At 59.8% G+C, this 21935-nt stretch carries 19 protein-coding genes and 2 pseudogenes; 12 read left to right on the top strand and 9 right to left on the bottom strand.

Going from position 1 to position 21935, the window contains the following annotated elements; all coding sequences use genetic code 11:
• Positions 1-38 precede the first annotated feature (38 nt).
• Together nuoM and nuoN are read left to right on the top strand one after the other, a co-directional pair.
• A complete protein-coding gene (gene nuoM / locus ACK6BI_RS26915; RefSeq protein WP_065258284.1) occupies positions 39-1571 on the top strand; it encodes an NADH-quinone oxidoreductase subunit M in 1533 nt (510 codons plus the stop codon).
• Positions 1572-1578: 7 nt separating this feature from the next.
• Positions 1579-3042, top strand: coding sequence for an NADH-quinone oxidoreductase subunit NuoN (nuoN, locus tag ACK6BI_RS26910; protein ID WP_065258285.1), 1464 nt, complete (start codon positions 1579-1581; stop codon positions 3040-3042).
• A 65-nt stretch (positions 3043-3107) separates the two neighbouring features.
• Here nuoN and ACK6BI_RS26905 read toward each other — a convergent pair.
• A pseudogene (locus ACK6BI_RS26905) lies at positions 3108-3260 on the bottom strand (GNAT family N-acetyltransferase); the annotation flags it as partial.
• A 404-nt stretch (positions 3261-3664) separates the two neighbouring features.
• On the opposite strand from ACK6BI_RS26905, the gene ACK6BI_RS26900 reads away from it, so the two are divergent.
• The 4 genes from ACK6BI_RS26900 (at position 3665) to ACK6BI_RS26885 (ending at position 7168) form a co-directional block, all read left to right on the top strand.
• On the top strand, positions 3665-4009 hold the full coding sequence (locus tag ACK6BI_RS26900) for a toxin (RefSeq protein WP_409319503.1): 345 nt from the start codon (positions 3665-3667) through the stop codon (positions 4007-4009).
• Entirely contained in the window at positions 4006-4320 is a 315-nt protein-coding gene (locus ACK6BI_RS26895) for a DNA-binding transcriptional regulator (protein WP_007951468.1), read from the top strand. Before ACK6BI_RS26900 ends, ACK6BI_RS26895 begins: the two co-directional genes overlap by 4 nt.
• 186 nt (positions 4321-4506) lie before the next feature.
• Positions 4507-5808: an OprD family porin gene (locus ACK6BI_RS26890; RefSeq protein ID WP_409319502.1), complete on the top strand. Its 1302-nt coding sequence runs from the start codon at positions 4507-4509 to the stop codon at positions 5806-5808.
• 175 nt (positions 5809-5983) lie between these two features.
• Positions 5984-7168, top strand: a complete 1185-nt coding sequence (locus ACK6BI_RS26885) for an acyltransferase family protein (RefSeq protein WP_409319498.1) — start codon at positions 5984-5986, stop codon at positions 7166-7168.
• A gap of 85 nt (positions 7169-7253) precedes the next feature.
• Here the strand turns inward: ACK6BI_RS26885 and ACK6BI_RS26880 are convergent, their stop codons facing one another.
• The 5 genes from ACK6BI_RS26880 to ACK6BI_RS26860 form a co-directional block, all read right to left on the bottom strand.
• Positions 7254-7586: a DUF2790 domain-containing protein gene (locus ACK6BI_RS26880; protein ID WP_409319497.1), complete on the bottom strand. Its 333-nt coding sequence runs from the start codon at positions 7584-7586 to the stop codon at positions 7254-7256.
• A 66-nt stretch (positions 7587-7652) separates the two neighbouring features.
• The gene (locus tag ACK6BI_RS26875; RefSeq protein ID WP_409319496.1) at positions 7653-7853 is read right to left on the bottom strand and encodes a co-regulatory protein PtrA N-terminal domain-containing protein; all 201 of its coding nucleotides are present in this window, start codon (positions 7851-7853) and stop codon (positions 7653-7655) included.
• A gap of 134 nt (positions 7854-7987) precedes the next feature.
• Positions 7988-11137, bottom strand: coding sequence for a CusA/CzcA family heavy metal efflux RND transporter (locus ACK6BI_RS26870; RefSeq protein WP_409319495.1), 3150 nt, complete (start codon positions 11135-11137; stop codon positions 7988-7990).
• A gap of 15 nt (positions 11138-11152) precedes the next feature.
• Complete coding sequence (locus ACK6BI_RS26865; protein WP_409319494.1) at positions 11153-12343, bottom strand: efflux RND transporter periplasmic adaptor subunit; 1191 nt, start codon at positions 12341-12343, stop codon at positions 11153-11155.
• Positions 12344-12392: 49 nt separating this feature from the next.
• Entirely contained in the window at positions 12393-13640 is a 1248-nt protein-coding gene (locus ACK6BI_RS26860) for a TolC family protein (RefSeq protein ID WP_409319493.1), read from the bottom strand.
• A 409-nt stretch (positions 13641-14049) separates the two neighbouring features.
• Here ACK6BI_RS26860 and ACK6BI_RS26855 point away from each other — a divergent pair, with 409 nt between their 5' ends.
• The 6 genes from ACK6BI_RS26855 (at position 14050) to ACK6BI_RS26830 (ending at position 19718) form a co-directional block, all read left to right on the top strand.
• Positions 14050-14724 (top strand): heavy metal response regulator transcription factor, encoded by a 675-nt coding sequence (locus ACK6BI_RS26855; RefSeq protein ID WP_409319492.1) that lies wholly within the window; start codon positions 14050-14052, stop codon positions 14722-14724.
• Positions 14721-16127, top strand: a complete 1407-nt coding sequence (locus ACK6BI_RS26850) for a heavy metal sensor histidine kinase (protein WP_409319491.1) — start codon at positions 14721-14723, stop codon at positions 16125-16127. The genes ACK6BI_RS26855 and ACK6BI_RS26850 overlap by 4 nt, the downstream gene beginning before the upstream one ends.
• A gap of 385 nt (positions 16128-16512) precedes the next feature.
• The gene (locus ACK6BI_RS26845) at positions 16513-16641 is read left to right on the top strand and encodes a hypothetical protein (RefSeq protein ID WP_260520089.1); all 129 of its coding nucleotides are present in this window, start codon (positions 16513-16515) and stop codon (positions 16639-16641) included.
• 49 nt (positions 16642-16690) lie between these two features.
• Positions 16691-17914, top strand: a complete 1224-nt coding sequence (locus ACK6BI_RS26840; RefSeq protein ID WP_409319490.1) for a YcaO-like family protein — start codon at positions 16691-16693, stop codon at positions 17912-17914.
• On the top strand, positions 17911-18861 hold the full coding sequence (locus tag ACK6BI_RS26835; protein ID WP_409319489.1) for a class I SAM-dependent methyltransferase: 951 nt from the start codon (positions 17911-17913) through the stop codon (positions 18859-18861). Before ACK6BI_RS26840 ends, ACK6BI_RS26835 begins: the two co-directional genes overlap by 4 nt.
• Entirely contained in the window at positions 18858-19718 is an 861-nt protein-coding gene (locus tag ACK6BI_RS26830; protein WP_409319488.1) for an alpha/beta fold hydrolase, read from the top strand. Before ACK6BI_RS26835 ends, ACK6BI_RS26830 begins: the two co-directional genes overlap by 4 nt.
• A 43-nt stretch (positions 19719-19761) precedes the next feature.
• Here ACK6BI_RS26830 and ACK6BI_RS26825 read toward each other — a convergent pair whose 3' ends face one another.
• The 3 genes and pseudogenes from ACK6BI_RS26825 to ACK6BI_RS26815 form a co-directional block, all read right to left on the bottom strand.
• Complete coding sequence (locus ACK6BI_RS26825; protein WP_409319487.1) at positions 19762-21504, bottom strand: carbohydrate ABC transporter substrate-binding protein; 1743 nt, start codon at positions 21502-21504, stop codon at positions 19762-19764.
• Positions 21505-21551: 47 nt separating this feature from the next.
• Positions 21552-21824, bottom strand: coding sequence for a DUF2160 domain-containing protein (locus tag ACK6BI_RS26820; protein ID WP_065258298.1), 273 nt, complete (start codon positions 21822-21824; stop codon positions 21552-21554).
• 10 nt (positions 21825-21834) lie between these two features.
• Positions 21835-21935, bottom strand: a pseudogene (locus tag ACK6BI_RS26815) (carbohydrate ABC transporter permease); the annotation flags it as partial.

The raw sequence follows: 21935 nt of genomic DNA, 5'->3' as shown, positions 1-21935 counted from the left end.
ATGAACCTTGCGAATTTGCGAAAGGAAACGAACCCGTCATGATTCTGCCTTGGCTAATCCTGATCCCCTTTATCGGCGGCCTGCTGTGCTGGCTGGGTGAGCGCTTCGGCGCCACCCTCCCCCGCTGGATTGCGCTGATCACCATGTCCCTGCTGCTCGCCCTCGGCCTCTGGCTGTGGGCTCACGGCGACTACTCCCTTGCGCCGAAGCCCGGCGCCGACCCGACCTGGGCGCTTGAGTTCAAGCACGTCTGGATCCAGCGTTTCGGCATCAACGTGCACCTGGCCCTCGATGGTCTGTCGCTGCTGATGATCCTGCTGACCGGTCTGCTGGGTGTCCTGTCGGTACTCTGCTCGTGGAAAGAGATCCAGCGTCACGTCGGGTTCTTCCACCTGAACCTGATGTGGATCCTGGGCGGTGTCGTCGGCGTGTTCCTCGCCCTCGACCTGTTCATGTTCTTCTTCTTCTGGGAAATGATGCTGGTGCCGATGTACTTCCTCATCGCGCTCTGGGGTCACAGTTCTTCGGACGGCAAGAAGACCCGGATCTACGCGGCGACCAAGTTCTTCATCTTCACTCAGGCTTCCGGCCTGATCATGCTGGTGGCGATCCTCGGTCTGGTATTGGTCAACTACAACAGCACCGGCGTGATCACCTTCAACTACGCCGATCTGTTGAAAACCAAGATGTCGATGACCACCGAGTACATCCTGATGCTCGGCTTCTTCATCGCCTTCGCGGTCAAGCTGCCAGTGGTTCCGTTCCACTCCTGGCTGCCTGACGCTCACGCCCAGGCACCGACTGCAGGTTCGGTCGACCTCGCCGGTATCCTGCTGAAAACCGCGGCCTACGGCCTGCTGCGCTTCGCCCTGCCGCTGTTCCCGAACGCCTCGGCCGAGTTCGCGCCGATCGCCATGACCCTCGGTCTGATCGGAATCTTCTACGGCGCGTTCCTGGCGTTCGCCCAAACCGACATCAAGCGTCTGATCGCCTTCTCGTCCGTTTCCCACATGGGCTTCGTACTGATCGGCATCTACTCCGGCAGCCAACTGGCGCTGCAAGGTGCCGTGGTCCAGATGCTGGCCCACGGTCTGTCGGCGGCGGCACTGTTTATCCTGAGCGGTCAACTGTACGAGCGCCTGCACACCCGTGACATGCGTGAGATGGGCGGTCTGTGGTCGCGTATCGCTTACCTGCCGGCGATCAGCCTGTTCTTCGCAGCCGCTTCGCTGGGTCTGCCGGGTACCGGTAACTTCGTCGGCGAGTTCCTGATCCTGATCGGCACCTTCGCCAGCGCGCCATGGATCACCGCGATTGCCACCTCCGGTCTGGTGTTCGGTTCGGTCTACTCGCTGATCATGATCCACCGCGCCTACTTCGGTCCGTCCAAATCGGATTCGATCCTGCACGGCATGGACGCTCGCGAACTGATCATGGTGCTGGGTCTTGCGGTGCTGCTGATTTACCTCGGCGTTTACCCGCAACCGTTCCTCGACACCTCTGCCGCCACGATGCATGGCGTGCAGCAGTGGCTCGGCACCGCCTTCACTCAACTCGCTTCGGCCCGGTAAGAGCGCTATGGAATTCACGATTCAACACTTTATTGCGCTAGCGCCACTGTTGATCACCAGCCTCACCATTATCGTGGTGATGCTGGCAATCGCCTGGCGCCGCAACCACTCGCAGACCTTCCTGATTTCGGTGGCGGGTCTGAACCTGGCCCTGCTGTCGATCCTGCCGGCCCTGAAAGTCGCGCCTCTGGCCGTGACCCCGTTGCTGCAGATCGATACCTTCGCCTGTCTGTACATGGCGCTGATCCTGGTCGCCACCCTCGCCTGCGTCACCCTCGCCCACGCCTACCTTGGCGATGGCGGTTCGGGTTACCCGGGCAACCGTGAAGAACTGTACCTGCTGATCCTGATGGCCGCCGCCGGTGGTCTGGTTCTGGTCAGCGCGCAGCACCTGGCCGGTTTGTTCGTCGGTCTGGAACTGCTGTCGGTGCCGGTCTACGGTCTGGTGGCCTACGCCTTCTTCAACAAGCGTTCGCTGGAAGCCGGCATCAAATACATGGTGCTGTCGGCCGCCGGTTCCGCGTTCCTGCTGTTCGGTATGGCACTGCTGTACGCAGACGCCGGTTCCCTGAGCTTCGTCGGTATCGGTCAGGCGCTGGCCGCAACCGGTCTGCCAAGCTCGCTGGCGCAACTGGGCCTGGGCATGATGCTGATCGGTCTGGCGTTCAAGCTGTCGCTGGTGCCGTTCCACCTGTGGACACCGGACGTTTACGAAGGTGCTCCGGCACCGGTGGCGGCGTTCCTCGCCACCGCTTCGAAAGTCGCCGTGTTCGCGGTCATGGTGCGTCTGTTCCAGATCTCCCCTGCCGCCAGCAGTGGTGTTTTGAGCAACGTTCTGACCATCATCGCCATCGCCTCGATCCTGTTCGGTAACCTGCTGGCCCTGACCCAGAGCAACCTCAAGCGTCTGCTCGGTTACTCGTCCATCGCGCACTTCGGCTACCTGCTGATCGCACTGGTGGCGAGCAAGGGTCTGGCGGTGGAAGCCATCGGCGTGTACCTGGTCACCTACGTGATCACCAGCCTCGGCGCCTTCGGCGTGATCACCCTGATGTCCTCGCCATACAACGGCCGCGACGCAGATGCGCTGTACGAGTACCGCGGCCTGTTCTGGCGCCGTCCGTACCTGACCGCCGTACTGACCGTGATGATGCTGTCCCTGGCCGGTATCCCGCTGACTGCAGGCTTCATCGGCAAGTTCTACATCATCGCCACCGGTGTCGAGTCGCACCAATGGTGGCTGGTCGGTTCCCTGGTACTGGGCAGCGCCATCGGCGTGTTCTACTACCTGCGTGTGATGGTCACCCTGTACCTGATCGAACCGAACCTGCGCCGCCACGACGCCCAGCTGCACTGGGAACAGAAGGCAGGCGGCGTGATGCTGCTGGCCATCGCCGTGGTCGCGTTCTTCCTCGGTGTGTACCCGCAACCATTGCTGACCCTGGTTCAGCAGGCGGGTCTGGCGGGCTGATTGCTCTGCTGGAATGGCTGCAAACAGAAACGGCACCTTCGGGTGCCGTTTTTGCGTTTATGCCATCACAGTCTCTTCACCATCGGCATGCAGGCCAGTTGCAGACCTGAAGGTGATTGATAAACCGCACTCCCCTCCTCGCCGTAACCGCAGCGCCTGTAGAAATCGGCTGCATTCAAAGTCGCATCCAGGCAAACCTCTGCCACTCCCAGATCCCGGCATCCTCCGGGGTGGCTCTTTTGATTTCGAACATTTCTCTCTCCATGAGCAATGTGCGGACAGGTAATGAAAAAGCCCCGTCCATTTCTGGCGGGGCTTTGGGTGACACGTCATCTACCAGACATGCATGACCTTATGGCCCGCCGGAAGCGGTCATAACGGAGCACATCATTGTCATTCGGTGTTGAGCAGTCATGGCTGGATAGTGCTGCGTTTTTTTCGGTCACGTCAATTACAAGGTTCCTCCCTATTCAGTCGAATGCTCCCGCCATACTGGCCGATTCGTCCTACAGGTGTTTTTACGATCGATGACTACCGTTGAAAAGAGGGCGAAAAGGATGGCCTGGAGGCCTTGACCAATTCGATCATCGGGACAAAACTATACGCAGGTAACGTACAGAACATGGATGCTCTTTTTATAGAATTACCCGCATTCCAGAAGCACCGGGACGATTACCTGGACGATGAGCTGTTTCGCAGCTTTCAGTTGGAGCTGCTGAAAAATCCCGAGGCGGGCGATCTCATCGAAGGCACGGGCGGGCTGCGTAAAATCCGCTTCTGCGACCAACGACGCGGCAAAGGCAAGCGCAGCGGATTACGAGTGATTTATTACTGGTGGTCCGGTTTCGACCAATTCTGGCTGTTCACCGTGTACAGCAAAAACGAGCAAGACGATCTGTTGCCTTCCCAGAAAAAAGTCTTCAAACAGGCGCTGGATACAGAAATCAACACGAGAACCCAAATATGAAACGTGACATCTTTTCCGAACTGATGGAGGGCCTTGAAGCTCTGGCCGACGAGCGCCAGGGCAAGGTCACCCTTCGTACCCACAAAGTCCAGTTACCAAAACTATTACCGATCACAGCCGAGGAAGTGGTTGCGATCCGCCAGCAACTCAACCTCTCCAGGTCGGTTTTTGCAATGTACCTGCGAACCAATACCCGAACCCTCGAAAACTGGGAACAGGGTCGGGCAACGCCGAATGCTCAAGCGACGACACTCATTCGACTGGTCGAGCGTTTTCCACAGACGATCGACCACCTTGCGGCTCTGACCTGACTTGCGGGATCTAACAAAATTGTAATTCCCCCATCACCTCCGCGTTATCCGCAGCCTGCAACGATGTCACCCGGCGACCAATCCGGCGGGCCCTTGCCCGTCGAACAATTAAAGCCACGCCGAAGCACGTTCCCGTTCTGCCGAACTCAGGAGTGATTGATGGTTAATAACAACACAAAAATATCGATGGCCGCTCTGGCAGTGGTCGTCGGCGCCGCGCCGTCCACGGTGTTTGCAGAAGAAAAGCCCGAAGGATTTATCGAAGGCAGCAGCCTGACGGTCCTCAACCGTAATTTCTATTTCAATCGTGATCACCGCAACGGCCAGTCCAGCCCCACCGGCAATGGTTATTCCGAGGCCTGGGCCCATGCGGTCATCGGCAAGTTCGAATCCGGTTTCACCCAGGGCACCTTCGGGGTCGGGGTGGATGCTTTCGCGATGATCGGCCTGAAACTCGATACCGGTGATGGTCGCAACGGTGGCCGCAGTTCGTTCGATGTGTTGCCGGTCAACAGTGACGGTAAAGCGCGGGACGAATACACCAAGGTCGGTGGTGCCGTCAAAGTGCGGGCGTTCGATACTGTGGTGAAAATCGGCGATGTGTTCCCGGTCAACCCGGTGGTCGCTGCAGGTGATTCGCGCCTGCTGCCGGAAAGCTTTCGTGGTGTGACGGCGACCAATACCAGCATCGAGGGCCTGTCGATCCAGGGTGGACGGTTGCATGCCATGAGCCAGCCGGTGTCCAGCGATATGCGCGAGGACTTCGCGACCTTCTATGCCGGCCCGGTCAACTCACCGTGGATCGCCTACGGCGGCGGTGATTATGCGCTGAACAAAAACCTCGGTTTCAGCCTGTACACCAGTCGCCTGAAAGATGCCTGGAACCAGTATTACGCCGGCACCGCCTGGACGTATCCGCTGTCGGATGACCTGTCGCTGTTCGGTGGCCTTAACTATTACAAGGCGGTCGATGAAGGCAAACAACGGCTCGGCAAGTTCGACAACAACATCTGGAGCGGCCGGGTCGGCGTGAAGTTCGGCGCGCATTCCGTCGCCCTCTCCCACCAGCGCAACAACGGCAACGACGATTTCGATTACCTGCGCCAGTCCGACTCGATTTTCCTCGACAACTCGATCCAGTACAGCGACTTCAACTCGCCGAAAGAGCGTTCATGGATGGTGCGCTACGATCTCGACATGACCACTTACGGCGTACCAGGCCTGTCGTTCATGACCCGTTATGCCCGCGGCACCGACGCCGATTATTCCAACGCCAATGCCGTGTACATGCGCCGCGATGCCGAAGGCAATCCGCTGACCGGCCAGAAGCGCTGGGAGCGTGACATCGAAGTCAAATACGTGGTGCAGAGCGGTTCGATGAAAGATCTGTCACTGCGCCTGCGCCAGGCCACCACCCGTGCCACATCGTTCGAGTCGGATCTGGATGAAGTGCGGGTGATTGTCGAATACCCGCTGGCGATTCTCTGAGTTTCACGAGCAACACATTCACCTTTAGAAGCGCCTTGCTCCTTTGGTAAGAGGTGAATCCTTTGGCGTCCTTCGGGGCGCCTTTTTTTGCCTTGAGACAAAATCGTTTTCTTGACCGTACAGCAAGCCTGCTGTCATCTTCGCCTGCGCAGAAAACAAGAATAACGAGGGATTGATGAGTCACCGTAAAAACCTGGAAATCGAGTACTTGAGGGGGGCAGCGGTGGTCATGACGTTTCTGTGTCATGTCACCATGATGTTGCCGTTTCATACCGATACGCTGCTGAGAATCTTCTCGATCTTCATGCCCTGGTCCGGGGTCGATCTGTTCTTCTGCATTTCCGGTTTCGTTGTCAGCAAGGCCTATCTGGACTATTTCGACCACCATCGCGCACAAGGCCAGGCGGGGCTGGCAACGGTATGTTTCTGGCTGCGTCGTGCCTACCGCCTGTTGCCCACCGCATGGCTCTGGATACTCATTCCGCTGTTGTTTTCCGTCATTTACAACCAGTCGAACGCTTTCGGCTCGTGGTATGACAATCTGCGCAGCTTCACCGCCGTCGCGACCTTCAGCGGTAATCTGGGGATGCATTTCAACTCGCTGCTGGGCCCCAGCCCGCAATACTGGAGCCTGGCACTCGAAGAGCAGTTCTACTTCGTATTTCCGTTTTTTCTGCTGTTTATTACCGCTCCCCGCTGGCGAATCATTGCTCTGTTCGCACTCATTGCCTTGCAGTTCGGTATCGATCGCAACCCTTACGCCGAGCCCGGAAGCCTGCTTACGCACTTTCGTCTGGATGCAATGCTCTGGGGAATTCTCCTGTGCCTGTTTACCCGCACTCGTCTCTATCGGCAGATAGAACCTGTCGGGCTGGGCCAGGGAACGCTCAAGCCGCTGCTTTGCACGCTGTTCCTGCTCTACATGCTGGGATCCGTCGCGATCCAGCTGATCGCCATGCCGATTGCAGTCGGTATGGTTGCGATCGTTGCGGCGCTGATTGTCTGGCTCGCGAGCTATCAGAAAGGTTACATGTACTGTCCGGTTTTCATGGGCGGTCTCATGCAGTGGCTCGGCTCGCGGTCCTATGGACTTTACGTGATCCATGTTTTCACCAATCACCTGAGCACCGAAATCTGGACCCGTGTGGCGGCGAGTCAGGGTGTGCCGCTGGATGGGCGTTTCACGCTTGAACTGTTACTGACATCGGTGAGTCTGCTGGTGGTGCTGAGCGAACTCAATTACCGCTTTGTCGAAATGCCCCTGCGCCAGCGTGGCGCGGAGATTGCCCGCCGCAAACTCAGCCATGAAGCACTCCCCGAAGCACCCAGCGTGAACACGGAACCATTGCCGGTCAAATAGCCCGGAAACGGAAAAGCGCGGCAGACCCGCCGGTCTCCCGCGCACAGCCGCGATGACGGGCTGCACACCGTGGCGGTGCGCAGCATCAGCCACCACTGTTTCGGCAAACACCCGCCACGCTGTATTTGAGCGTGTTGAGCTGCCCGTTCGAATCTTCGTAGGTCATCGCGGTGGGAACGACGCTGCAGGCCGGCTGTGGCTTCACCACGCTGACTATTTTCACCACATCCAGCTTCATTCCGTATTCGTAGTCCTTCACCACCGGAGCTGCTTTGCCTCGTTCGGCCGCGTATTGCTCCATAGCCTTTGCGTTAGCGCTGAATGCGCGCTCGAAGGTTCGATCACCGCCCCCCTCGGCCAGCACATTCAAGGACATCGTCATGACGCCGGCGAAGGCCATCCATTTGATCAACTTCATGTTTTCTCCTCCATAAAAAAGCCCGGCACCGATGCACAACAGCGGGCATGTCTCAGTGCGGCGGGCTTACAGGTCCTGGGGGCTGTCATCTTTCTTGTCATTGACGACAACCGGATCCCGGGCCTTTTCCTTGGCAACGAACAGCTCCATGGAGCGGTCGTTGTGGGTCATCATCCGGTCGAAAGTCCGGTCGCCGCCGCCTTCGGCCATCGCCAGGGAAGACACCGCCAACGCCAACAAAAACGCACCGATCTGTACAGGTTTCATGGTTGATTCCTCATTCAAGTCACTGACGGGATCAAGGTAACAATCCGAACCTTTCGTGACGGTGGCGCCGAAATTACATATCCGTCATGTAGAAAGGCCCGCAATTGCGGGCCTTTTGTTAAACCAAGAAATGACTAGGCAGCCGTAGGTGACTCCTCCTCCCGACGGTGCGCAATCTGATACAGCGCCGGCAGGATCAGCAGCGTAAGAACGGTCGAGGACAGGATCCCGCCGATCACCACCGTCGCCAGCGGTCGCTGCACTTCGGCCCCGGTGCCGGTCGCCAGGGCCATCGGGATGAAGCCCAGCGACGCCACCAGCGCGGTCATCAAAACCGGTCGCAATCGTGTCAGCGCACCGACGTTGATCGCCTCGGACAGCGAACGCCCCTCCTCCCGCAGGTTGCGGATGAACGCGATCATCACCAGGCCATTGAGCACCGCCACACCGGACAATGCGATAAACCCGACACCCGCCGAGATCGACAGCGGAATGTCCCGCAACCACAGCGCCATGACCCCGCCGGTCAACGCAAACGGAATCCCGGTGAACACCAGCAAGCCGTCCTTGAGGTTGTTGAACATCATGAATAGCAGCCCGAACACCAGCAGCAACGCCACCGGCACCACGATCTGCAAACGCCTGGCCGCCGATTGCAGTTGCTCGAACTGCCCGCCCCAGGTGGTCCAGTAACCCGCCGGCACCTGCACATCACGCTCGATCGCGTCGCCCGCCTCGGCGACAAAAGAGCCGATATCCCGCCCACGCACGTTGGCGCTGACAATCACCAGGCGTTTGCCGTTTTCGCGGCTGACCTGATTCGGCCCCAGCACCAGGTCGAGACTGGCAACGTCCTTGAGCGCGATGAACCCGATCTGGTTGGTCGCGCCGTTCACGGCAGGCACCGGAATCAACAGCGCCGACAGTCCTTCAAGGTCCTTGCGCATCGCATCGGACAACCGCACCACCATGTCGAACCGCCGGTCACCTTCAAACAGCGTCCCGGCCTTCTGCCCGCCAACGGCCACCGCAATGGTGTCCTGCACATCGCCGACGTTGAGCCCATAACGCGCAGCCTTGTCGCGGTCGATATTGATGGTCAGCACCGGCAGGCCGGTGGTTTGCTCGACCTTGACCTCGGACGCGCCGTTGACCTTCTGCATCGCGGCGGCAATCTTCGCCGCCGTGACATTGAGCACCTCCATGTCGTCGCCAAACACTTTGACCGCCACGTCGCTGCGCACACCGGAGATCAATTCGTTGAAGCGTAACTGGATCGGCTGCGACAGTTCATAGTTGCTGCCCGGTAACGTCGCGGCGGCTTGTTGCAGTTCGGCCATCAGGGTTTCCCGGGACTTGCCCGGGTCAGGCCATTGCTCTTTGGGTTTGAGCATCACGTAGCTGTCGGAAATGTTCGGCGGCATCGGGTCGGAGGCGATCTCCGCCGTACCCGTACGGGCGAAGACGCGCTCGACCTCCGGCACTTTATCGAGAATCAGCGTCTCCAGACGCTGCTGCATATCCAGCGACTGCGTGAGGCTGGTGCCCGGCACACGCAACGCCTGCAAGGCGAAATCACCTTCACTGAGGCTCGGCACAAACTCGCTGCCCATGCGGCTGGTGAGCACGCCACTGACCACGATCACTGCCAGCGCAGCACCGACCGCTACCGTGCGACGGGACATGACCCAGGCCAGTGCCGGTGCATACACGCGACGCGCGCCGCGCATCATCACGCCCTCTTCTTCCTTGACCTTGCCGGTGACGAACAGCGCAATCGCCGCCGGCACGAAAGTGACCGACAAGAGCATGGCGCCAAGCAGCGCAATGACTACGGTGAACGCCATCGGGTGGAACATTTTCCCCTCGACGCCGCTCAGGGCGAAGATCGGCAGGTACACCACCATGATGATCAACTGCCCGAAAATCAGCGGTCGCCGCGCCTCTTTCGCCGCTGCGAACACTTCATGGAAACGCTCGGATCGCGTCAACAGTCGCCCGTGATGCTGCTGTGCATGGGCCAGTCGTCGCAGGGTGTTTTCCACGATGACCACCGCACCGTCGACGATGATCCCGAAGTCCAGCGCGCCGAGGCTCATCAGGTTGGCACTGACCTTGTTGCTGAACATGCCGGTGAAGGTGAACAGCATCGACAGTGGAATCACCATCGCCGTGATCAGCGCGGCGCGGATATTGCCGAGGAACAGAAACAGGATCGCGATCACCAGAATCGCACCTTCGACGAGATTCTTCTTCACCGTGGCGATGGCCTTGTCGACCAGATGCGTGCGGTCATACACCGGTACCGCGAGCACGCCGTCGGGCAAGGACTTGTTGATCTGTTCGAGCCTGGCGGCGACCGCTTGCGAGACCGTGCGACTGTTTTCCCCGATCAACATGAACACGGTGCCGAGCACCACTTCACGGCCATTTTCCGTGGCGGCGCCGCTGCGCAGTTCGCGACCGATCTCCACGGTAGCGACGTTCCTGATCCGGATCGGCGTGCCATCGACATTGGCCATGACGATGTTGGCAATGTCCTCGGTGCTCGCCACCTGCCCCGGTGCACGAATCAACAATTGTTCGCCACTGCGCTCGATGTAGCCGGCGCCGACGTTGGCGTTGTTGCGCTCCAGCGCCGTCACCAGATCGGTGAGGGTCAGTCGGTAGGCCGCGAGTTTTTTCGGGTCGGGCGCGATCTGGTATTCCTTGGCAAAACCGCCGATGGTGTTGATCTCCGCCACACCGGGAACGTTGCGCAGTTGCGGCTTGATGATCCAGTCCTGGATCACCCGCAGATCGGTCGGCGTGTAAGGCGTGCCGTCGTCTTTCAGCGCACCTTGTTTTGTCTCGACCGTCCACAGGAAGATCTCGCCGAGCCCGGTGGAGATCGGTCCCATCACCGCTTCCACGCCCTCGGGCAATTGCTCTTTGGCGGACTGAAGGCGCTCGTTGACCAATTGCCGGGCGAAGAACAGATCGGTGCCGTCCTTGAAGATCACCGTGACCTGAGACAACCCCGAGCGCGACAGTGAGCGGGTTTGCTCAAGCGCCGGCAAACCGGCCATGGCGGTTTCAATCGGAAAAGTGATGCGCTGCTCGGTTTCCAGCGGCGAGAACCCGGCCGCACCGGTGTTGATCTGCACCTGGACGTTGGTGATATCCGGCACGGCGTCGATCGGCAGTTTCTGATAACTGGCGATACCGAGGCCGGCCATGAGCAGAACGGCGAGCAGCACGATGATTCGCTGCTCGATGGCAAACTGGATCAGGCGTTCGAACATGGGCGTTTCCCGCGATTAATGACTGTGCTCGGCCGAGGCTTTGCCCAGCTCTGATTTGAGGACAAAGCTGCCGGCGCTGGCGACTTGCACGCCCGGTTCCAGTCCCGCGGTGACTTCCACCTGCCCCGCCGCGCGACTGCCCAGCTCCACCGCTTGCGCCTTGAAGCCGTCGTCGGTGCGGATGAACACCGTGGGTTTGTCCTCGACGGTCTGGATCGCGGCTTCCGGTACGGCGACCTGAGCCTGACGGCTGTCGGTGGCAACCAGCGCCGTCACAAACAGTCCCGGGCGCCATGAGCCTTGCGGGTTTTCCAGGGTGACGCGCACAGTCGCGGTACGGGTCTGCTCGCCGAGCAGGCTGCCCACATAGGCCACGGTGCCGGTCACTTCAGCCTTCAATTCCGCCGCGCTGACGGAGACGGGTTTGCCCACTTGCACCTTGTTCAAATCCTTCGGTGACACGCCGAAGGTGACCCACACCCGCGACAGATCCGAGAGCGTAAAAGCCGCTGTGGTTTCATCGACCACTTCGCCCGGCGTCATGTGCTTTTCCACTACCACACCGTCGAACGGTGCCCGCAGTTCATAGCGATTACCCCCGGTGGCGACCACGCTGCCACTGAGCACGCTGATCTTTTGTCGGGCGTTGTTCACCGCGATTTCAGCTTCATCCAGGGCCTGGCGGGCCTGAAGAAAATCCTGCTCGGCGGAGATCTTGTCCTCCCACAGTTTTTTCTCGCGCTCGTAGGTCGTACGCGCCAGTGCGAGGCGCCGTTGCGCGGCAGCCTGTTCACTGCGCTGTTCGGAAATCTGCTGACTGGCGATCACCGCCAGCAACTGCCCCTTTTTCACCGACTGCCCCAGGTTGACCGACACCGACTCGACCACACCAGGTACCCGCGGTACCACGTGCGCGGTACGGTCTTCGTCAAAGCGCACTTCACCGGGGAATGGCAGGCCGAGGCTGATGGTCTGTGCTTTGGCCGCGGTCAGTTGAATCCCTGCCGCTGCGATTTGCTCGGCAGTCAGTTCGATGTGTCCTTCTTCGCCATGCCCGCCTTCAGCAGCGCCTTCTTCGGCGTGATCGGCATGTTCCGAAGCTTCATCGGCGTGGGCGTCGATACTTGCGCTGCCTGCCCACATCGAGCCGATGCCGATGCCCAGTGCCAGGGACGCCGCAGCGACCACGATCAGTTTTTTATCCATGAAAACTCCTCTGCGCCGTGCCATCGCGCAGTGATCAGAAAATTGAAATTCAACGGTTGCCACCGAGGTCGCCGAAAATGCGTTCGATGCGAACCCGGGCGTCGGTCGCCTCACTGACGGCCTGGATGTATTGGTTGCGGGCATTGATCAGCGTGCGCTGGGCGTCAAGTACGTCGAGAAAGCCGAACTTGCCCATTTCGAAACCGCGCGTGGCGCTGTCCACCGCCCGTTGCGCGGCGGGCAGGATGGTCTGGTCGAACGCCCGGATTTCGCCGTTGGCGGTCTGCCATTGCTCAAGGGTGGTCTGGACTTCCGTGCGCAGGCGCAGCTCGGTGGCGTTGCGCAGGTCCCGCGCCTGATCGGCGCGGCGCGCCGCCGCCAACACATTGCCCTGATTACGGTTGAACAGCGGGATCGGCATCGACAGCCCGACCACGTTGACCCGCTCACGCTCGGTTTCGCTGTACTGACTGCCGATGCTGACGGTGAGATCGGGAATCCGCTGGGACTTTTCCAGCCCCAGCGACGCTTCGCGCTGGTCGATCTGCAATCTGGCCAGACGCAGCTCGGCCGTTTCGTTCAGACGCTCGAGCAAGCGGGTCGGCGGCGGAACGTCGGTCAGGTTCTGTTGTGCGACCTGCACAGTGGTCGACGTCGGCAAGGGTGCGCCCATGACCTGGGCCAGTTGCTGGTATGCAGTGGCCTGATCGCGCTCGGCGCGGCCCAGTTCGAGGCGAACCTCGGAAAGCTGCACCTGCGCCCGCGTGCCTTCGACCGGCGACGACTTGCCCGCCTCGATCCGCCCCTGCGCCACCCGCAAACCGTGTTCAGCCAGTTGCTGCGACTGTCGGGCCAGTTGCAAACGTTGCTGTGCGGTTTGCGCCGCGTTGAACGCCTGAATCACATCGGCGCGCAAAGCGTTGCGCTTGCGCTCCAGCTCGATGCCGGCGGCATCCTGAGCACGGCTCGCCACATCGATCCGCGCGCCACGCTTGCCGCCCAGTTCGATCGGCTGGCTGAGCATCACCGTGGTGGTGCGCGACTGGCGCCGAGTGTCCTCGGCCTCCCACGAAACCTCGGGATTGGGAATCAGACCGGCCTGTTTGCGGTCACCTTCGGCAATACCGATTTCCCACTGCGCGGCGGCCAGCTCCGGGTTACCCGCAAACGCGGTTTGCAGGGCCTGATCGAGTGTCAGGGTCGATGCACTGGCAAGGCTTGTACAGGCCAGCAACCAGAGGCCGCTGGCGGTTTTTTTCAGGCGTGACCGCGCCGTCCGTTCTATTAAACCGGGCAATGGAAGACTTCCTTCAATCAAGAATCTTTGATTGCGCCACGGTAGGGTTTTGAACTTATCGACAAGGTGACTGGAAAATTACAAATCCGTTATCCACGTTTAATGAAAGTTGTTTTGCTCTAGGATTTCAGATTCGGATCCCGTTATAGCAATACCTGGAAACAAATACGGGTTAGTTATCTGCCGAATAGCGCTTGCCTGAACAGAATTCATGAAAAGTTCGATTTCACCCTGCGACAGGCTGCCGCGGATGGCCGTTTTAAAGGACTCGGACGTTGACTCTGTAGCTGCTACAGCCTTTACCTTGCACACCATTCAGCAACAACAATTGTCCGGAAGACCTTACAAAAACAACAACTTTCCCGGCCACCTTAATTAAATGCCCATTAAATATAAGGGGTGAAAGATCATGCGAATCCTTGTCGTCGAGGACGAGCTTAAAGCTGCCGAATACTTGCATCAGGGACTGACCGAAAGTGGTTATATCGTGGACCATGCCGTCAATGGTGCTGACGGTTTGCACCTGGCGCAGCAACAGGCATATGACCTGATCATTCTGGACGTGAACCTTCCGGGGATGGACGGCTGGAGCCTGCTGGAACAACTGCGCCGCACCCATTCGACCCGAGTGATGATGCTCACCGCACGCGGGCGTCTGGCGGACAAGATCCGGGGGCTGGATCTGGGCGCCGATGACTATCTGGTCAAGCCGTTCGAATTCCCGGAACTGCTGGCCCGGGTGCGCACCCTGATGCGCCGCAGCGAGAACATCCCGATACCGCAGGTGCTCAAGGTCGCCGACCTGGAACTCGATCCGGGACGCCACCGGGCCTTTCGAGGCGAACAGCGTATCGACCTGACCACCAAGGAATTCGCCTTGCTGCATCTGCTGATGCGTCAGTCCGGCGAAGTGCTGACCCGTACCCAGATCATTTCGCTGGTGTGGGACATGAACTTCGACTGTGACACCAACGTGGTCGAGGTCTCGATCCGCCGCTTGCGGGCGAAGATCGACGACCCGTTCGACAGCAAACTGATCCATACCCTGCGCGGTGTGGGTTATGTGCTGGAGGCCCGGGAATGAAGCCGGCCAGCCTGTCGCTGCGACTGGGGCTGACGGTCAGTATTCTCGGTGCGCTGCTGGTGGTGTTCCTGGGAATCCTCGCCTATTTCGCGCTGACCCATGAGCTCAATGCGCTCTCCCGGGACAGCCTGGAAAAGAAGATGGCGCAGGTCGAACACAGCCTGTCGCTGTATGTCGATGCCAATGAAGTCAGTGGCAAGCCGCACATTCTGCTCGATCAGGTCATGGGCCATGACAACCTGACACTGACGATCTATGACCGGGACAATTTACGCTCGCCCCTGCTCAAGTCCGGTTCGGGACTGACGGACCCACGGATTGAATTGAAAGCGCTCCGGCTGACGAGCGATCGATTGACCTACAGCGACAGCGCCGATGACAACGGGGTGAAGTTCCTGACCGCCTCGAAGCTGATTCGCCTGAAAGACGGCAGCAGCGTGCCGGTGCTGCTGTCGATGGACAATGCCCACGACCAGGCTTTGCTCAGCGCCTATCTGCGTTCGACGCTGATGGCGCTGCCGTTGCTGCTGGTGTTCATCGGCCTGACCGCGTGGGGCGCGGTGCAGCGCGGACTGGCGCCGCTGCGGGAGTTTCGCAAGGTGGCGGCCAGGGTCACCACACAGGACCTCGACCATCGGCTCTCGGGGGTGAACCTGCCTCAGGAGTTGAGCGAACTGGCACACGGCATCAACGTCATGCTCGATCGCCTGGACAGCGGCGTGCAGCAGTTGTCGCAGTTTTCCGATGACCTGGCCCATGAACTGCGCACACCGATCAACAACCTGATGGGCAAGGCCCAGGTCACGCTGTCACGGGAGCGCCCGGTCGGGGAATACAAGGATGTGCTGGTGTCGTGCACCGAGGAACTGGAACGCGTTGCGCGGATAGTCTCGGACATGCTGTTTCTGGCCCAGGCCAGCCAGCCGATGGCGCACGCGTCGTTCGAAGCGATAGCGCTGCAGGACGAGGCATTCAGGGTGGCCGAGCTGTTTTCCCTGTCGGCGCAAGACAAACGGATCCAGCTCAAGGTGGTCGGCAGCGCTCGAGTCTCGGGTGACCGGCTGATGATCCAGCGGGCGATATCGAACCTGCTCTCCAATGCCTTGCGCCACTGCCCGCCCGGTAAAACCGTTTCGCTGTTCATCGAACAGGCACCGACTCAGGTGACGCTGCGGGTGAGCAACCCCGGTGCAGGCATCGAAGCCCGGCACCTGCCGTATCTGTTCGACCGCTTTTACCGGGTCGACAGCAGCCGCACCCGCTCACAGGGCAGCACCGGCCTGGGCCTGGCCATCGTGCGTTCGATCATGAGCCTGCATCAGGGCACTGCGCAGGTGCAAAGCCATCCGGGGGCAATGACGGTATTCAGTCTGGTATTCCCCGCTTTTGCGCAAAAGCGTTAGAGCCCTCAAGCAGATTTGTGCGGTGTTTTCTCCATCTTTGTCAGAAAAGTCACCGCACAATGACGCCGCAGCGTCACCGATCCCCTTGGGCGGGATTTTTCTTTGGCTTCGCGATGAAACGTCTGACGAAGACAGGAAACAGAACATCGCCAATCCTTATTGTCCAGGTGCCCGCCTCTTTACTTTGTTCTGCGCCAATACCCGTTTGAACGCAGCCGCCCGCTGTTTCTGAAGCGTCAATCGACGATTTATCAGTACGTGTTTCGACACGAGTAAAAACCGTTGACGGAAACCTCCCGACATTTTTGACCCCGCCATCACTGCCCTCCTAGATTCGACTCGTGCCTGCAACGGCACATCCAAATAACAACCAAGGAGACACACCATGGGCTACATCGGCAGCTGGAACGCCAACCCGATCGATGAACTGGACGAACAGCAAACCCCTTCGCCAGAGCAGATCGAAGCACTGCAACTGACCGAGGAAGAGCAGGCAGAACTGAACGCCGAGTGACAGGACCCGCAGGGGCGTCGCGCCCCTGCGGGCTTTCAGGATGGAAATCATGGACAAGACAAGGATGGCCGAGCGCGAGCTCACCGCCGATCAGGCAACGCAACGTATTCAAACAGAGCTTTCACGCCTGGGCCTTTCGCCGGTAATTCTCACGATCGGCAGCAACGTCGTTGCCGTTCAGGCGAGTCTTTACGACAGCGACCATCGCCGTGCCCGTGGCTGGGGCAAGGGCTATGCGGATCAGGCTCGCCTGGGCGCGCTGTATGAAGCCCTTGAGCATTATTGGACGGATGAGCGACCTGCCACCGAAGGACACATCGAGACGGGGCACTATTTCAACGACACGCCAATCTTTGCCGATGATTCGCTTCTGCAGCGGCTGACCCGCCAACGAAACAGGCGCATCCGCTGCCGGCGCTATGTCAGTCCATCGGGGCAAGACCTGTTTTCCTATCCGGTTGCTCTGACGTCGCCCAACGGTACACGTCCCTGTTCGTCAACGGACATGGCCGACTGCCGCGCCGTGCAACGTTATGCCAGCAACAGCGGTACCGCCATTGGTGCCACTTGCAGCGAAGCGATGTTGCACGCTACCAACGAATGCATCGAGCGCGATGCCGTGTCACTGTTTCTGCTCGACCATTTCTACTACGAGAACCTTCCGCCCCTGCGACGGGTCGTCCGCCTTGATGGTGCCGACGAGCTCGGCCGTCTGTGGAACGATGCCGAACAGGAAATCGGCGGTGAAATCGTGCTGGTCGATATCAGCAGCGAGTTCAAGGCACGAACCTTTCTGGCGTTCACGACGAAACCAGGAGCCCTTTCACAGGTTTTCGGCAGCGGCTGCTCTCTCGACCCGCGTCATGCGGCCTGGCGGGCACTCACTGAACTGGTGCAATTGCAGCTCAGCGCCGCCGAACCCGAGTACCAACGGCAACTGAACAATGCATTGCGCAACCTGCAGCCCTTTCCGCGCCTGCTGCGCTGCGCCCGCTTCGATCTGCAGACCTTGCTGCATCGCTGCGCTCAGCACGAGAAGAAGCTGCCCGCTCCCGGTGAACCGCTGACCGTGGCCCGGCAACTGCACCTGCTGACCCAGGATCTGCAAAACCACGGCCGTACGCCGGGGGCTTCGATACTGAAGCAAACCGCGCTTGGCACAACCCTGGTCAACGTGGTGATCCCGGGACTGGAGCGCTTCTTCGTGGTTTCCAGCGGCAACGTGGTTATCCCGCAGACCCGGGGCCGCACCTTGAAGAGAACCGCCGCATGAACCGACTCGATCGTACACGGGAACTGGCATTGGCCCGTTCCATGAACCTTCACCTGAACGTGAATGGCGATATCGGCCAGTACATCGAACCGCCCGGCAGCGGGCTGCATCATGTTTTTTTCCTGCGAATGAACGATGAGGTCTGGGTCGGCCGCAAGCTTGTGCAACGTGATCGGCATTTTCGATGGCAGGCCGCAAGCGTACTCAAGCCCGGCATGCTGCTGGGGCCCCATCTTCATTCGTTGTGGGGTAACGAAGGTTTGTCGATCGACTTTCGAGCGGTTTCTGCCGAACGAAAAACGCAGACCTTCGAGCGCGCATTGCGTCAGGCTGACAGCGAGATCGTGTTCCCCTTTCCGGTGCTTGACGCTTGCGGCCGGGAAGCGGTCTGTCCGGCTGACTTCTGGCAATGCAGTGAATCCCTTGTCGAACAGTTGAACGACGATGAACAACACTTGCGCGAACACTGCGTGGGGCTGCTTCAGGCAAACGCCGAATCCGGCGCGATGATCTACGACCCGGCCTGTTCGACCGGCGAGTTCATTACCCGGCTCGCTCGCGCCCTGCCGGACTGTCAGTTTCTGGGGAGCGACCGCTCGGCTTCGATGATCGAACATGCCAGACAAGCTCACAGGGGCACCTGCGTCGAGTTCCGCTTGCTCGATGCGATTGAAGCCTTTGATGCGGGCATTCACTGCGATGTGTTGATACTGCGTTTCCTGAACGCCGAAGTCGTGACCCGCCGAGAAGCCCGGGCCGCATTCGAATCGCTCATCCGTTGCGTCAAGCCTGGCGGCAGAATCCTCGTTTTCGGTCACACCCCGGTGCTGATTCCCGTTACCTGGCTCGCCGCCACCCACAACCTGCAACTGGAATCCAGCGTTGCAGCGCGTCCGGGAAAAATGGAACTGTTCCAGTTCTATTGCCTGAAGGTCGCGAAAGCATGACGTTTTCCCCGCATGGCAGAGGCTTTCACTCGACCGACGATGGTCATCGACTCTATTGGGAACGACACGGCGTCACGGGGGGCGAGCCGGTGTTTTTCCTGCATGGTGGCCCTGGCGGGCGAATCAGCCGCCATCACCTGGAATTTTTCGACCTGCGTCATTTCGACGTCATCCTGTTTGACCAACGCGGCTGCGGACGCTCCACGCCGTATGGCGAACTGCGCGACAACACGACGGGGCTCTGCGTGGAAGACATCGACGCCCTGCGCCAGCACTTCGGCTTCGAAAAAATCAGTGTGCTGGGCGTTTCCTGGGGCAGTTGGCTGGCGATCCGTTACCAGCAGCGCTATCCCCGGCACCTGCTGAAAACCACACTGGTTTCGGTGTTCGTGCCTTTCTCGGCCAATGTCCGGGCCTACGATCAGGCACTCATGCAGCAGTCGGCATCAGGCCGGAGCGCCAGGGACATTTTCCGTGTACTCGGCGAAGACTGCCCGTCGCAACAACGAGAAGCCGCCATCGAATGGTTGAATGCCGTTTTGCGCCGTACGGGGCAGAGGGTATGTCCCGGCACACTGGAGCGTTTCGTCGATCAGGAAGCGGTGCTCGCCATACGTCTGGAGCTGCATTACCACCTGCACGGCTATTTCTTCCAGCCGAAGGATCAGCACCTGATCCTCGACGACAACACCCTGCTGATCCAGGGCATCCGCGATACCTTCGGCATGGCCAGCGTGCGCTGGCTCCGGCAACGCATGAACATTCACTGCCGTTTGCTGCATGCCGGGCATAACGCGTTCGAAGGCGCCATTCTCAAAGCCGTGCGCCGGGCGGTGAAACGTGAAATCGAAAGCTGAAAAAAACGGCACCCGAGGGTGCCGTTACGTCTCGCACAAACGCTTACTGGCGTGCCGCCTCCCACGACTTGAGCAGTTCGTTGTAGCTCACGGTCTCGCCTTTCGGTTTCTCGTTGGCCAGTTTCGGTTTCGGTGCGCCCGGTTGATCGAACCAGTATTGCGCGTCGCGCTCGGGGTTCATTTTCGGGGCGCAAGTGGCCTGGGCCTTGGAGCGTTCCAGGCGGGTCATGATTGCGTCCTGATCCTTGGCCAGGCCGTCGAGCGCCTGTTGCGGAGTCTTGTCGCCGCTGGCAGCTTCGGCGATGTGGCTCCACCACAGTTGTGCCAGACGCGGGTAGTCCGGCACGTTGGTGCCGGTCGGCGTCCATTGCACCCGGGCCGGGCTACGGTAGAACTCGACCAGGCCGCCGAGTTTCGGTGCCAGGTCGGTCATGGCTTGCGAGTTGATGTCCGACTCGCGGATCGGCGTCAGGCCGACGATGGTTTTCTTCAGCGACACGGTTTTCGAGGTCACGAACTGCGCGTACAGCCAGGCGGCGAGTTTCTGCTTCTCGGGCGTGGACTTCATGAAGGTCCAGGAACCCACGTCCTGATAACCCAGCTTCATGCCCTCTTCCCAGTACGGCCCGCGTGGCGACGGCGCCATCCGCCATTTCGGCGTACCGTCGGCATTGACCACCGGCAGGCCCGGTTTGGTCATGTCGGCAGTGAACGCGGTGTACCAGAAGATTTGCTGGGCAATGTTGCCTTGGGACGGCACCGGGCCGGACTCGGAGAAGGTCATGCCCGCCGCTTCCGGTGGTGCATACGCTTTGAGCCAGTCGACGTATTTCTGCGTGGCGAACACCGCCGCCGGGCCGTTGGTGTCGCCGCCACGGGTCACGCTGGAGCCCACCGGATGGCAGTCCTCGACACGAATGCCCCACTCGTCCACCGGCAAACCGTTGGGAATCCCCTTGTCCCCGCCACCGGCCATGGAGAACCAGGCATCGGTGAAGCGCCAGCCCAGAGACGGGTCTTTCTTGCCATAGTCCATATGTCCGTAGACGCGCTTGCCGTCGATTTCCTTGACGTCTTCGCTGAAGAATCTGGCGATGTCTTCATAAGCGGACCAGTTCACCGGCACGCCCAGGTCATAACCGTATTTTTCCTTGAATTTGGCTTTCAGGTCGGCGCGCTCGAACCAGTCGGCGCGGAACCAGTACAGGTTGGCGAACTGCTGGTCGGGCAATTGATAAATCTTGCCGTCCGGCGCAGTGGTGAAGGAAATGCCGATGAAGTCCTTGATGTCGAGGGTCGGCGAGGTGAAATTCTTGCCTTCGTTGGCCATCAGGTCGGTGATCGACTCGGTCTTGCCATAGCGAAAGTGCGTACCGATCAAGTCCGAATCGTTGACCCAGCCGTCATAGATGTTCTTGTCCGACTGCATCACCGTCTGCATTTTTTCCACGACGTCGCCTTCCTGCAGCAGGTCGTGGGTGAGCTTGATCCCGGTGATTTCGCTGAAGGCCTTGGCCAGCACCTTGGACTCGTATTCGTGGGTGGTCAGGGTTTCGGATACGACCTTGATGTCCATCCCGCGAAACGGCTCGGCAGCCTTGATGAACCATTTCAGTTCTTCAAGTTGCTGCTCCGGTGTCAGGGTCGACGGCTTGAACTCGCTGCCGATCCATTTTTTTGCCGCGTCCTCGTAGGCATCGGCCCAGGCGGATGCGCTCAGACCGCTGAGTGCCAGCATGGCTGCCAATGAAATGCTATGTCGCAGCTTATTGTTTTTGTCGAACATAGAGACCTCCTGTTTAAGTTCCGGAGCAACATTGCCGAGCGATTCGACTAGCCCCAACGCATCACAGCCAACAGCCACACCAGGGACAACGCGGACGCCACCCAGATGCTCCAGTCGGTCACGCCGATCACCAGCAGATGCAGGTAGGCGCTGCCGAGAAGACCGATGAACAAGCGATCGCCACGGGTGGTGGCCATCGGCAGAAACCCTCGCCGCAGGATGCTCGGCGAGCGCAGTTCCCAGGTGGTCATGCCCACCAGGATCAAACCGATCACGATGAAAAACGCCGCCGTCGGGACGGTCCAGCTCATCCATTCCATCATCGTTTCCTCAGACCCGGCCCAGGGCAAAGCCCTTGGCCACGTGGTTGCGAACAAACCAGATCACCAGCATGCCCGGCAGAATGGTCAACACCCCCGCCGCTGCCCACA

Origin of the sequence: Pseudomonas sp. KCJK9016 (genome assembly GCF_046231795.1) — a bacterium.
Taxonomy (GTDB): domain Bacteria; phylum Pseudomonadota; class Gammaproteobacteria; order Pseudomonadales; family Pseudomonadaceae; genus Aquipseudomonas; species Aquipseudomonas bananamidigenes.
The sequence above is the reverse complement of the archived record's forward strand: the minus strand, read 5'-3'. Positions and strand labels throughout refer to the sequence as shown.